This window comes from Curtobacterium sp. MCBD17_008 (assembly GCF_003234475.1).
Classification (GTDB): Bacteria; Actinomycetota; Actinomycetes; order Actinomycetales; family Microbacteriaceae; genus Curtobacterium.
Genome location: NZ_QKTK01000007.1, coordinates 47,815 through 60,597, shown reverse-complemented (window position 1 = coordinate 60,597; position 12,783 = coordinate 47,815). Strand labels below are relative to the sequence as shown.

Annotated in this window: 10 protein-coding genes; 8 read left to right on the top strand and 2 right to left on the bottom strand. The window is 71.3% G+C overall.

Features of this window, described 5'->3' with window-relative positions; translation table 11 throughout:
- Positions 1-939, bottom strand: coding sequence for a LysR family transcriptional regulator (locus DEI95_RS08445; RefSeq protein ID WP_110825323.1), 939 nt, complete (start codon positions 937-939; stop codon positions 1-3).
- Between the two features lie 71 nt (positions 940-1,010).
- Between DEI95_RS08445 and DEI95_RS08440 the strand changes: the two genes are divergently transcribed.
- From DEI95_RS08440 to DEI95_RS08430, 3 genes are all read left to right on the top strand, one after another.
- Positions 1,011-2,099: an aminotransferase class V-fold PLP-dependent enzyme gene (locus tag DEI95_RS08440; RefSeq protein ID WP_111059975.1), complete on the top strand. Its 1,089-nt coding sequence runs from the start codon at positions 1,011-1,013 to the stop codon at positions 2,097-2,099.
- A gap of 98 nt (positions 2,100-2,197) precedes the next feature.
- Entirely contained in the window at positions 2,198-3,583 is a 1,386-nt protein-coding gene (locus DEI95_RS08435; RefSeq protein ID WP_110899973.1) for a glycine--tRNA ligase, read from the top strand.
- A 165-nt stretch (positions 3,584-3,748) separates the two neighbouring features.
- Complete coding sequence (locus DEI95_RS08430; RefSeq protein ID WP_111059974.1) at positions 3,749-4,468, top strand: DsbA family protein; 720 nt, start codon at positions 3,749-3,751, stop codon at positions 4,466-4,468.
- A gap of 235 nt (positions 4,469-4,703) precedes the next feature.
- Here DEI95_RS08430 and DEI95_RS08425 read toward each other — a convergent pair whose 3' ends face one another.
- The gene (locus DEI95_RS08425) at positions 4,704-5,192 is read right to left on the bottom strand and encodes an aminoacyl-tRNA deacylase (RefSeq protein WP_111059973.1); all 489 of its coding nucleotides are present in this window, start codon (positions 5,190-5,192) and stop codon (positions 4,704-4,706) included.
- Between the two features lie 47 nt (positions 5,193-5,239).
- Here DEI95_RS08425 and dusB point away from each other — a divergent pair, with 47 nt between their 5' ends.
- From dusB to DEI95_RS08395, 5 genes are all read left to right on the top strand, one after another.
- Positions 5,240-6,391 (top strand): tRNA dihydrouridine synthase DusB, encoded by a 1,152-nt coding sequence (gene dusB / locus DEI95_RS08420; RefSeq protein WP_110899976.1) that lies wholly within the window; start codon positions 5,240-5,242, stop codon positions 6,389-6,391.
- Positions 6,388-7,668 (top strand): deoxyguanosinetriphosphate triphosphohydrolase, encoded by a 1,281-nt coding sequence (locus DEI95_RS08415; RefSeq protein WP_110899977.1) that lies wholly within the window; start codon positions 6,388-6,390, stop codon positions 7,666-7,668. The genes dusB and DEI95_RS08415 overlap by 4 nt, the downstream gene beginning before the upstream one ends.
- Positions 7,669-7,758: 90 nt before the next feature.
- The gene (gene dnaG / locus DEI95_RS08405; RefSeq protein WP_111059972.1) at positions 7,759-9,693 is read left to right on the top strand and encodes a DNA primase; all 1,935 of its coding nucleotides are present in this window, start codon (positions 7,759-7,761) and stop codon (positions 9,691-9,693) included.
- A 303-nt stretch (positions 9,694-9,996) separates the two neighbouring features.
- Complete coding sequence (locus DEI95_RS08400; protein WP_111059971.1) at positions 9,997-11,616, top strand: ABC transporter substrate-binding protein; 1,620 nt, start codon at positions 9,997-9,999, stop codon at positions 11,614-11,616.
- 70 nt (positions 11,617-11,686) lie between these two features.
- Entirely contained in the window at positions 11,687-12,781 is a 1,095-nt protein-coding gene (locus DEI95_RS08395; protein WP_110825332.1) for an ABC transporter permease, read from the top strand.
- Positions 12,782-12,783: the final 2 nt, after the last annotated feature.

Here is a 12,783-nt window from a genome sequence, read left to right as displayed (position 1 = left end):
TCAAGCGAGGAGGTGTGCCGCCGACCGCACGGCGTCGAGCGCGGCCCGCACGCTCGGCACGCGCTCGGCGCCGCGGGCGACGACGACCTCGACGCGTCGGGCCAGGTCGTCGTCCACGGGGTCGATCGCGACACCGGCGGGGATGACCGTCGTCGCGAGCGCCAGCCGGGGGAGCAGTGCCACCCCGAGCCCGGCGGCGACGAGCCCCACCACCGCGGCCGCGTTGTCGGTCTCGAGGACGATGTCCGGCGTGAACCCCGCCGTGGCGCACGAGGCGAGCAGGTGGCCACGGCAGCGCGGGCAGCCGCCGATCCACCGGTCGTCCCGATGCGCCGCGAGGTCGACGACGGCGGCGGCGGTGCGGTCGGTGTCCGGGCCTCCCGGCCGACCCGCGTCGACCGGCGTCACCAGCGCGAGCGGGTCGCGTCCGAGCGCCCGGGTGACGAGCCCGGGGTCGGGGACGGCGCCGACCTCGTCCCCGACGTAGGTGAACGTGAGGGCGACGTCGACCTCGCCACTGCGGACCAGGTCGAGCGCCTCGGGCGGCTCGACCTCGACGTACGAGGTCCGCACGCCCGGCGCCGTCACCGCCAGCCGCGCGAGCACCGTGGGCACGAGGCCCGAGGAGGCGCTCGGGAACCCGGCCAGCCGCACCCGGCCGCGGGTGAGGCCGCCGACGGCGTCCAGGTCCTCGCGCGCGGCGGTCAGCGCTGCCTGCACGTGCAGGGCGTGGTCGGCGAGCACCTGCCCGGCGTGTGTGAGCGTGGCACCGCGGCCGCCACGGAGGACGAGCGCGTGCCCGAGCCGCTGCTCCGCGCGGGTCAGCAGCTGGCTGACGGCGGGTTGGCTCGAGCCCAGGGAGGTCGCCGCACGCGTGATCGAACCGTGGTCCGCGACGGCGCGGAGGACCCGGAGCAGCTGCGGATCGATCTCGTCCATCACGTCATGTTACCGGTGGCACAAGCAGGATGCTCTGGCGTGATGGGTCGGTCGGGAGGACCCTGTCGGACATGGACTCGTTCCCCGACGGCCGCGGCTACCTCGCGGCGTGCACCGCAGGCCTCCCGACGCTCGGCACCCTCGCCGCCCAGCGCGCCGACCTCGACGCGTGGTCGCGCGCCGAGACCTCCCCGGCCCGCTACGGCGCCCTCGTGGAGGAGGGGCGCGCCCTGTTCGCGTCCCTCGTCGGCGTCCCGGCGGCGCAGGTCGCGACCGGCTCCCAGACGTCCGTGATGGCTGCCGTCGTCGCCGACGCCCTGCCCGACGGCGCCGAGGTCGTCGTCCCCGACGGGGACTTCAGCTCGGTCGTGTTCCCCTTCCTGGCGCAGGCCCACCGCGGCGTCCGCGTGCGCAGCGTCCCGCTCGACCGACTCGCGGCGTCCGTCGGACCGGACACCGCGCTCGTCGTCTGGTCCGCCGTGCAGTCGGCGAGCGGCGTCGTCACCGACCCGGACCCGGTCGTCGCCGCGGCCCGCCGGGTGGGTGCGCTCACGCTCTGCGACCTGACGCAGGCGGCCGGGGTGCTGCCGGTCTCCGCCGCGCCCTTCGACGTGACGCTCACGCACGCCTACAAGTGGTTGTGCGCCCCGCGCGGCGTCGCGTTCATGACGCTCTCGGACGAGGCACTCGGTCGGCTGCGCCCCGTACAGGCCGGGTGGTACGCGGGCGAGGACGTGTGGTCGTCCTGCTACGGCCCCGCCATGCGTCTGGCCGACGACGCACGCCGGTTCGACGTCTCCCCGGCCTGGCCGGCGTGGCCCGGCGCGGTGGCGGCGCTCCGGCACGCCGTGGCCCTCGACCAGCGCTCGACCTGGAGGCACGCCACCGCTCTGGCGGACCGGCTCTGCGATGCGCTCGGGTCGCCACGGCAGGGGCGCGGTGTCGGTGCTGCGGCCGGCGGCGGTGTCGAGGGGCAGGCGATCGTCACGTTCCCGGACGCCGACGGGACGGCACTCCGGGCGGTGACCGCTGCGGGGCTCACCGCCTCGGGTCGGGCCGGCCGCCTCCGCATCGCGTTCCACCACTGGAACGACGAGGAGGACGTGTCCGCCGTGGTCGCGGCGCTGGCGGGGGTGGAGCCGGCCACGTCGGAACCGTGACGAGCCGAGGAGGAGCCTGGGCGGGCCTCCCGGGCCGCTAGCATTGCCGGGTCCGCCCGCACACCGAGCACCCAGCTCGGCGAACACAGGAGCTCTCCGTGGCACAGCCCTCCCGTCTCGACAGCGTCATCGCCCTGGCCAAGCGCCGTGGCTTCGTCTTCCAGTCGGGGGAGATCTACGGCGGATCCCGCTCCGCGTGGGACTACGGGCCCCTCGGCGTGGAGCTCAAGGAGAACATCAAGCGCCAGTGGTGGCAGCGGTTCGTCCGCGGCCGCGGCGACATGGTCGGCCTCGACTCCGCCGTCATCCTGCCCCGCAAGGTGTGGGAGGCCTCCGGGCACGTCGCGACGTTCACCGACCCGCTCGTCGAGTGCCTCCACTGCCACCACCGCTTCCGCGAGGACCACCTGCTCGAGGCGTTCGAGGCGAAGAAGGGCCGCGCCCCCGAGGGCGGCATGGCCGAAGTCGCGTGCCCGAACTGCGGCACCCGCGGCGAGTGGACCGAGCCCCGCGAGTTCTCCGGCATGCTCAAGACGTACCTCGGCCCGGTCGAGTCCGAGGAGGGCCTGAACTTCCTCCGTCCGGAGACCGCGCAGGGCATCTTCGTCGACTTCGCGCAGGTCGTCACGACCAGCCGCATGAAGCCCCCGTTCGGTATCGGCCAGGTCGGCAAGGCGTTCCGCAACGAGATCACGCCGGGCAACTTCATCTTCCGCACCCGCGAGTTCGAGCAGATGGAGATCGAGTACTTCGTGCCGCCGGCCTCGGCCGAGGAGCACTACGAGCAGTGGATCGCGGACGCCGTCGCGTTCTACACCGACCTCGGCATCGACCCGGAGAACCTCCGCCGCTTCGACGTGCCGGACGGTGAGCGGGCGCACTACTCCGACGCCACCGCCGACATCGAGTACCGCTTCGGGTTCGCCGGCACCGAGTGGGGCGAGCTCATGGGCGTCGCGAACCGCACCGACTTCGACCTGAAGAACCACATCGAGGCGTCGGGCCAGGACCTCCGCTACTTCGACCAGGCCGCGAACGAGAAGTACGTCCCGTACGTCATCGAGCCGTCCTTCGGCTTGACCCGTGCCCTCATGGCGTTCCTGCTCGACTCGTACTCCGAGGACGAGGCCCCGAACGCGAAGGGCGGCGTCGACAAGCGCACGGTCCTGCGCCTCGACCCGCGCCTGGCACCCGTCAAGGCCGCGGTGCTCCCGCTGTCCCGCAACGAGCAGCTCTCGCCGGTCGCCCGCGGCCTGGCGGACGACCTCCGCAAGAACTGGAACGTCGACTTCGACGACGCCGGTGCGATCGGCCGCCGCTACCGCCGCCACGACGAGATCGGCACGCCGTTCTGCATCACGGTCGACTTCGACACGCTCGAGGACAAGGCCGTGACGGTGCGCGAGCGCGACACGATGGGCCAGGAGCGCGTCGGCCTCGACCGCCTGCAGGGGTACCTGGCGGAGCGGCTGCTCGGCGCGTAGCGCCGCCGGCGGTCGGCCGTGCCGTCGGCCGGCGCCGATCGGACTCGCACGACCAAGACCGCCTCGAACCACGGGATCCGTCGGTTCGGGGCGGTCCTGGTTGTGCGGTGCCGAACGACGCCGGCGGGGCGGGAATGGGGAACGCCGGCGCGCGTTGGGGTGAGCATGAGCGACACTGTCAAGGTCGATGTCTGGTCGGACATCGCCTGCCCCTGGTGCTACATCGGCAAGCGCAAGTTCGAGGCGGGCGTCTCCGCGTTCGGCGGCCCGGTCGAGGTCGAGTACCACTCGTTCGAACTGAGCCCGGACACCCCCGTCGACTTCGAGGGCACCGAGGCCGAGTTCCTCTCGCAGCACAAGGGCCTGCCGGTGCAGCAGGCCCAGCAGATGATCGACCAGGTCGCCGGCATCGCCGCCCAGGTCGACCTGCACTACGACTACGACGCCCTACGGCACACGAACACCGTCAAGGCGCACCAGGTCATCCACGTGGCCAAGCAGCACGGCAAGCAGCTCGAGATGGTCGAGCGGCTCTTCACCGCCTACTTCGAGCGCGGCGAACACGTCGGGCAGGACGAATCGCTCGCCGACCTGGCCGCCGAGGTCGGACTCGACCGTGACGAGGTGCTCGCCACCCTCCGCGACGACGCCCAGCTCGCCGCGGTCCGTGCCGACCAGGCGCAGGCCCAGGCGTACGGCATCAACGGCGTCCCGTTCTTCGTCATCGACGGCAAGTACGGCGTTTCGGGTGCCCAGGACCCGGCGGCGTTCGAGCAGGTCCTCCGCCAGGTGGTCGCCCTCCGGGAGTCGACCCCCGCCGAGGTGGCCGAGGCCGCCCAGCGCGCCGAGGACGACGCGGCAGCGGACGCCGAGGTGACCCGATGACGGGCGCGACGGGCCCGCTGGGTGCCGGGTCGGGCCTCCCGGCCGGCCTGGGCCCACGCGAGCCGGTACCGACGCGTCGCGAAGCGGCGGGGCGGCCGAGCTCGTGGGGAGAGGGACGACCCGCCCTCCTGACGTTGGTCACGGCCGGCGGCGCCCCCGTCTGCGAGGGCGACTCGTGCTTCGTGCCGGGCGCCGAGGGGGACTGGTCCGAGGTCCCGGACTGACGCGGGCTCCGTCAGGGGCGGGCGGGCTCCTCGTCGGTGATGTCCGCGATCGTCGCGCCGTAGGCGGTGACGAGTGCGTCGCCGTCGACGAACGCGCTCGCGCCCTGGCGACCCGCTCCCAGTGCGATCCGTCGGCCGAGCACCCGCTCGTCGGCGTACACCGGCAGGTCGCCGGTCGCGCCGATCGGGGTGATGGTGCCGCGCTCGTAGCCGCTGGCTTCGAGGGCCGTGGCCGCGTCGGGCATCGACAGCTTGTTCACGCCGACGACGGTGCGGAGCTTCTTCCAGGCGATGCTCCGGCCGCCGGGGACGAGGGCGAGCAGGAAACCACCGTCGTGCCGCTTCACGACGAGGGTCTTCACGATGTCGCCGGGGTCGATGCCGAGCAGGGCAGCGGCGCCCTCGAGCGAATCGGCCGCGGGACGCTCGACGACCTGGACGTCGAGGCCCCGGGCGGCAGCGTCGGCGTCGAAGCGGGAGACGGCATCGGGATCGGTCATGTGGAGAACGCTACCGGCGGCAGCCGACGTGGGAGAATGGGCGAGGTATGACGATCACACAAGCAGCAGCACCCCTGCGCATCGGCCCGATCCAGGTCGATGCGCCCGTCGTGCTCGCCCCGATGGCCGGCATCACGAACATGGCGTACCGCCGCCTCTGCCGCGAGTACGGCGCCGGGCTGTACGTGTGTGAGATGATCACCTCCCGTGCCCTGGTGGAGCGGACGCCCGAGTCGATGCGGCTGATCCGGCACCACGAGTCCGAGACCCCGCGGTCGATCCAGCTGTACGGCGTCGAACCGAACACCGTCGCCGAGGCCGCCACGATCCTGGTCGGCGAGGACCGCGCGGACCACATCGACCTCAACTTCGGGTGCCCGGTGCCGAAGGTCACGCGCAAGGGCGGCGGTGCGGCCCTGCCCTGGAAGCTCGACCTGTTCCGGGACCTCGTGACGAAGACCGTCGCGGCCGCGGGCGACGTGCCGGTCACCGTGAAGATGCGCAAGGGCATCGACGGCGACCACCTCACCTACCTCGACGCGGCGAAGATCGCGCGGGATGCCGGTGTGGCGAGCGTCGCCCTGCACGCCCGCACCGCCAACGAGCACTACTCGGGCCAGGCCGACTGGTCGGCGATCGCGACCCTCAAGGAGACGATCACCGACATCCCGGTGCTCGGCAACGGGGACATCTGGTCCGCGGCCGACGCCCTCCGGATGGTCGACGAGACCGGTTGCGACGGCGTCGTCGTCGGACGCGGCTGCCTCGGCCGACCGTGGCTGTTCGGCGACCTCGCCGCGGCGTTCCGGGGCGAGGACCTCCGCGCGGCACCGAGCCTCGGTGACGTCGCGGTCGCCTTCCGTCGGCACGCCGAGCTGCTCGTCGAGTTCTTCGAGTCCGAGGAGCACGGCTGCCGGGACATCCGGAAGCACGTGGCGTGGTACTTCAAGGGGTACCCGATCGGCGGAGAGGTCCGTTCCGGTCTCGCGATGGCGTCGAGCCTGCAGGAGATCGACGACCTGCTCGGCAAGCTCGACTGGAGCGCCCCCTACCCGGGCGCCGACGTCGAGGGTCCGCGGGGCCGTGCCGGCCACGCCAAGCGCACCGCACTGCCCGACCGGTGGCTCGAGAGCCGTGATGTGGACGCGGAGTTCCGCAAGGTCCTCGCCGCCGCCGAGATGCACCACAGCGGCGGATGAGCGCCACCTCGTCGTACGGTCCGGCCGACGCCGACCGGTGGTTCCCCGAGCAGCACAGCAGCCGGCGGAGCGACTTCGCGCGTGACCGCGCCCGCCTGCTGCACTCCAGCGCGCTGCGCCGCCTCGCCGCGAAGACGCAGGTCCTCAGCCCGACCACCGGGCTCGACTTCGCCCGGAACCGCCTGACGCACTCGCTCGAGGTGGCGCAGGTCGGGCGCGAGCTCGCCGACAGCCTGGGCCTCGACCCGGACGTCGTCGACACGGCGTGCCTCGCGCACGACATCGGGCACCCGCCGTTCGGCCACAACGGCGAGACCGCGGTCAACGCCTGGGCCGCCGGCATCGGCGGGTTCGAGGGCAACGCGCAGACGCTGCGGTTGCTCACGCGGCTCGAGCCGAAGGTCTACGGCGACGACGGCCGGGCCTACGGGCTCAACCTGACCCGGGCCTCCCTCGACGCCAGCTGCAAGTACCCCTGGCCGGCGTCCCAGGGCGTCGGCGAGGCGTCGTCGGGACGGACCAAGTTCGGCTTCTACGACGACGACCACGAGGCCTTCGCCTGGCTCCGCGCCGGCGCACCGCGACGACAGCGGTGCATCGAGGCCCAGGTGATGGACCTGTCCGACGACATCGCGTACTCGGTGCACGACTTCGAGGACGCCGTCGTCGCGGGCTTCATCGACGTCGCTGCGCTCGGCGACCGCGTCGGTGAGAACGACATCGTCACCGCCATGCACGCTTGGGTCGGCGACGACCTGAGCCGCGACGAACTGCTCGAGGCGTTCGACCGCCTGCGCGGGATGTCGCTGTGGATGACCTCGTACGACGGCTCGCGGCAGGACCAGGCACGCCTGAAGAACCTGACGAGTCAGCTCATCGGCCGCTTCGCCCGGACCGCGACCACGGCGACGCGGGAGTCCTACGCCTCCGGCTCGCTCGTCCGGTTCGCCGCGAGCGTCGTCACGCCGCCGGAGATCATCGGCGAGATCGCGGTGCTCAAGGGCATCGTCGCGGCCTTCGTGATGACGCACGGCGACCGGCAGCCCGTGTACGAGGACCAGCGGCGCGTGTTGACCGAACTGCTCGACGCGATCGCCGCGCGCGAGGACTCCGCACTCGAGCCCGGGTTCGCCGCCGACTGGCGGGCCGCCGGGGACGACGCCGGACGGCTCCGGGCCGTGGTGGACCAGGTGGCGAGCCTCACCGACCAGGGGGCGCTCGCCTGGCACAAGCGGCTGGTGGTCGGGGAGCGCGAGACGGTCTCCATCGCCGTCTGACCGGAGCGGGTCCGTTGCCCGCACGGACCGGTGTCCCGACGCGGGTGCACACGGTCCGCCGGCGTCGGCCCGCCGAACTAGAATCGTCGGGTGGCAGGCCTGATCGCGCGGAACGACATCGACGAGGTCCGCGCGCGCGTGAACATCGCCGACGTGGTCGGCGACTACGTCACGCTGAAGTCGGCGGGCGTCGGGTCACTGAAGGGCCTCTGCCCCTTCCACGACGAGCGGACGCCCTCGTTCCACGTCCGCCCGCAGGTCGGTCGCTACCACTGCTTCGGGTGCGGTGAGGACGGCGACGTCTTCAGCTTCCTGATGTCGCAGGACCACACGACGTTCCAGGAAGCCGTCGAGCGGATGGCCGCCAAGATCGGTTTCACACTCCACTACGAGGAGGGCGACGGGCCGCGGACCGACTACAACGCGCGCGCCCGGCTCATCGCCGCGAACGAGGCCGCGCAGGCGTTCTTCACCGCGCAGCTCACGACGGCCGCGGCCGAGCCGGCCCGCCGGTTCCTGGGCGAGCGCGGCTTCGACCCGGCGGCGGCGCAGCACTTCGGCGTCGGCTTCGCACCGAAGTCGTTCGACGCGCTCAAGGACCACCTGCGCGGCCTCCGGTTCAGCATCGACGAGATCGTCGCCGCCGGACTGGTCAGCCAGGGTGACCGGTCCCCGTACGACCGGTTCCGCGGACGCCTGATGTGGCCGATCCGGGACGTCACCGGGGCCACCATCGGCTTCGGCGCACGACGGCTGCTCGAGGACGACAAGGGGCCGAAGTACCTCAACACGCCGGAGACGCCGATCTACCACAAGAGCCAGGTGCTCTACGGGATCGACCTCGCCCGCAAGGAGATCGCGAAGGGCAAGCAGGTCGTCATCGTCGAGGGCTACACGGACGTCATGGCGTGCCACCTCGCCGGGATCACGACCGCGGTGGCCACGTGCGGGACGTCGTTCGGGGTCGACCACATCAAGGTCCTCCGACCGATGCTCGGCGACTCCGCCGCACAGCACGTCTCCCAGCTCGGGCAGATCGTCTTCACCTTCGACCCCGACGAGGCCGGGCAGCGCGCCGCCTCCCGTGCCTTCACCGAGGAGCAGCGGTTCGCGTCGCAGACCTACGTCGCGGTCGCGCCGGGCGGGCTCGACCCCTGCGACCTGCGCCTGGCCCGCGGCGACGACGCCGTCCGCCGGCTCGTCGAGAACCGTCGACCGATGTTCGAGTTCATGATCCGCCGTCGGTTGGACGGCCACGACCTCGACACGGTGGAGGGGCGCGTCGCGGGACTCCGTGAATCGGCGCCGGTCATCTCCGAGATCCGGGACCGCGCGCTGGCCGACGGGTACATCCGGAACACCGCCGGCTGGCTCGGCATGGACATCGACGACGTCCGTCGCGCCGTCTCTGCGGCGCGGCGACGCCCGGCCGACAGCGGCGCGGAGACCCGGTCGCCAGGTCCGTCCGGCGCCGGTCACACCGGCACGGGGAACGGCCACCCCGGTCACGGCGACGGACCGAGCGTGCCCGAGGAGCCGCAGGCGAGCCTCCGGTCCCTGCCGGACGACCCGATCGCGCGGATGGAGCGCGACGCGGTGATGGCGATGGTGCAGCAGCCGCAGTCCGTCGGTGTGCCGCTGCTCGGCCTGGCGGCGTCCGCCACGTTCTCGGCACGGATGCTCTCGGTCGTCCGCGACGCTGTCGTCGCCAACATCGATGCCGTGGGGGACCGGTCCTGGCTCGACAAGCTGCTCGCGGACGTGCCGGCGCCGTTCCGCTCGCTCGTGCAGGAACTCGCCCTGGCGCCGATCCCGGCGCGCTCCGACGAGGACCTGGCGATCTACTGCCGCGGCATCGTGGTGGCCCTGGTCGAGCGCGACCTGCTCGCCCGCAAGGCGTCGCTGCTCGGACAGCTGCAGCGCACCGACCCGTCCGACCAGGAGCGTCGGGCGGATGTGCAGCGGCAACTCGTCGACCTCGACGCCCAGCGGATGCGCCTCCGCGCGGACACCCCCGGAGCCTGAGGCCGGGCCCTCCCGACCGGTCGTCGCGGTCCGTCGCCAGGTCCTGACTCCCGCGGAGTACTGCGGAATTGCCGGACGCAACAAGGCGTCCCGAGCGCAACGAAGATGCGCGCCGCGCCGGGCACACCGACTCCGATGCTGCCCTCGAAGCTGCGATCGTGCGTTACAGCGGTGTAAACAATCCGTTCCCGGAGCGCTCCGTTGTCTGGCAGGGTGTGACCATTGAACGTCCCTGCGACCGGTCACAGCCCGTTCCACCTCGGTCCCAGGACTCCTGCAACCACACCAGAGAGGCAATCGGACATGGCATCCGTTCCCACATGGGGCAAGCGCACCCTCGCGCTGGGCGCCGGCGCGGCAGTGACCGCGCTCGTGCTCACCGGCTGCGCAGGCGGCACCAGCGGCGGCACCGGCGACCTGGACGGCCTGATCATCGGCACGACCGACAAGATCACGTCGCTCGACCCGGCCGGCTCGTACGACAACGGCTCGTTCGCCGTGCAGAACCAGGTCTTCCCGTTCCTCATGAACACCCCGACGGGCAGCCCGGACGTCGAGCCGGACATCGCCACGAAGGCCGAGTTCACCGACCCGACGACGTACGAGGTGACCCTGAAGAAGGGCCTCCAGTTCGCGAACGGCAACGACCTCACCTCGAGCGACGTCAAGTTCTCGTTCGAGCGTGACCTGAAGATCAAGAACGACAACGGCCCCTGGTCGCTGCTCGCGAACCTCAAGAGCATCGAGACCCCGGACGACACCACGGTCGTGTTCCACCTCGACCACGCCGACCAGACCTGGCCCCAGGTGCTCTCGAGCCCCGCCGGTCCGATCGTCGACGAGGACGTCTTCTCGGCGACCGAGCTCACCAGCGCCGAGGACATCGTCAAGGGCAAGGCCTTCGCCGGCCAGTACACGATCACCTCCTACAAGGAGAACGACCTCATCGCCTACAAGGCGAACCCGAAGTACGACGGTGTCCTCGACAAGGCGAAGACCAAGGACGTCACCGCCCAGTACTTCACCAAGGAGACCGACCTCAAGCTCGCCGTCCAGCAGGGCGACGTCGACGTGGCGTACCGCTCCCTGACCCCGACCGACATCTCGTCGCTCCGCAAGGACGACGCGCTGCAGGTCATCGACGGCCCCGGCGGCGAGATCCGCTACGTGGTCTTCAACTTCGCGACCCAGCCCTTCGGGACCGGCCAGGACGACGCCGACGAGGCGAAGGCCCTCGCCGTGCGTCAGGCCGTGGCGGACGTCGTCGACCGTGACGAGCTCGCCAAGGAGGTCTACAACGACACCTACACGCCGGTCTACTCGATGGTGCCGGACGGCCTGACGGGTGCCGCGACGCCGTTCAAGTCGCTCTACGGCGACGGCAACGGTGCCCCGGACGTCGACAAGGCGAAGAAGACCCTCGCCGACGCGGGCGTCACGGGCAAGGTCGAGCTCGACATCCAGTACTCGCCGGACCACTACGGCTCGGCTTCGGACGACGAGTACGCGACGCTCAAGACGCAGCTCGAGGACTCGGGTCTGTTCACCGTCAACATCCAGTCGACGGTCTACACGACCTACGCCGTCGAGCGCACGAAGGACGCCTACCCGCTGTACCAGCTCGGCTGGTTCCCGGACTTCTCCGACGCCGACAACTACCTGTCGCCGTTCTTCACGAAGGACAACTTCGTGCAGAACCACTACGACGACCCGACCATCCAGGGTCTGATCGCCGACGAGCAGGAGGAGTCGGACGCGGACAAGCGCGCCGCGATCATCGAGAAGGCCCAGCAGCGTGAGGCCGAGCAGATCTCGACCCTCCCGCTCCTGCAGGGCAAGTCGGTCGCCGTGGCCGGCAAGGACGTCAAGGGCGTCACGCTCGACGCGTCGTTCAAGTTCCGCTACGGGACCATCACCAAGTAACCAGACGGACGACCGGGGGTGCTCCCACGAGGGGCACCCCCGGTCGCGTCATGCGAAAGGCACCCACCCCGTGACCCTCACGAACCCCGAGGCGATCGACACGGAGCCGACGAAGCCACAGGCACAGCGACGTGCCAGTGGCGGCGGCGGACTCGGTCGGTACGTCCTCGTCCGCTTCCTCCTGATCTTCCCGACGGTCTTCATCCTGGTGACGCTCGTCTTCTTCCTGATGCGCGTCGTCGGGAACCCGATCACCGCCTCCGTCGGTGGTCGCCTCACGCCGACCCAGCTGCAGGAACGCCTGCACGCCGCCGGCTACGACCGACCGGTGATCGTCCAGTACCTCGAGTACCTCGGCCAGATCGTCCGCGGCGACTTCGGCACGACGTCGACCGACAACCGGCCGGTCACCGAGATCATCCTGCAGTACGGCGGCGCGACCGCCGAGCTCGTCTTCTACGCGCTCATCGTCGCCCTCGTGCTCGGCATCCCGCTCGGCATGCTCGCCGCCTACCTGCGCGACAAGTGGCCCGACGTGCTCCTCCGCGCGCTCGCGATCCTGACCTACGCGACGCCGGTGTTCTTCGGCGGCCTGCTGCTCAAGCTCGTGTTCTCCGTGTGGCTCGGCTGGCTGCCCCTCGGCGACCGCGCGTCGACCCGCGCGCAGCTCATCCTCGACCGGATCGAGAACCCGACCGGCATCTACATCATCGACGCCCTGCGGACGGGCAACGGTCAGATCATCAGCGACGTGCTGCAGCACGCCGTCCTGCCGGCGCTGACCCTCGGCCTGCTCACCGCGGGCATCTTCCTGCGCCTGGTACGCGCGAACATGATCGGGTCGCTCGGGTCCGAGTACGTCGACGCGGCCCGGTCGCGCGGTGTCCGGGAGTCCCGCCTGGTCCGGACGCACGCGTTCCGACCGGCACTCGTGCCGATCATCACCGTGATGGGCCTGCAGATCGCCATGCTGCTCGGCGGCTCGGTGCTCACCGAGACGACCTTCGGCTGGCGTGGCCTGGGCTTCGAGCTCAACCAGTACCTGTCCGCCCGTGACTTCGTCGCCGTGCAGGGCATCGTCGCGATGCTGGCGGTGATCGTCGCCGTCACGAACTTCGTCGTCGACGTCATCGCGGCGCTCATCGACCCGAGAGTGAGGTTCTGACG

What these genes read in the sequence shown, in the direction of transcription:
- DEI95_RS08445 (WP_110825323.1), bottom strand. Translation starts at nt 939, where the DNA reads ATGGACGAGATCGATCCGCAGCTGCTCCGGGTCCTCCGCGCCGTCGCG.
- DEI95_RS08440 (WP_111059975.1), top strand. Translation starts at nt 1,011, where the DNA reads ATGGACTCGTTCCCCGACGGCCGCGGCTACCTCGCGGCGTGCACCGCA.
- DEI95_RS08430 (WP_111059974.1), top strand. Translation starts at nt 3,749, where the DNA reads ATGAGCGACACTGTCAAGGTCGATGTCTGGTCGGACATCGCCTGCCCC.
- DEI95_RS08425 (WP_111059973.1), bottom strand. Translation starts at nt 5,192, where the DNA reads ATGACCGATCCCGATGCCGTCTCCCGCTTCGACGCCGACGCTGCCGCC.
- dusB (WP_110899976.1), top strand. Translation starts at nt 5,240, where the DNA reads ATGACGATCACACAAGCAGCAGCACCCCTGCGCATCGGCCCGATCCAG.
- DEI95_RS08415 (WP_110899977.1), top strand. Translation starts at nt 6,388, where the DNA reads ATGAGCGCCACCTCGTCGTACGGTCCGGCCGACGCCGACCGGTGGTTC.
- DEI95_RS08400 (WP_111059971.1), top strand. Translation starts at nt 9,997, where the DNA reads ATGGCATCCGTTCCCACATGGGGCAAGCGCACCCTCGCGCTGGGCGCC.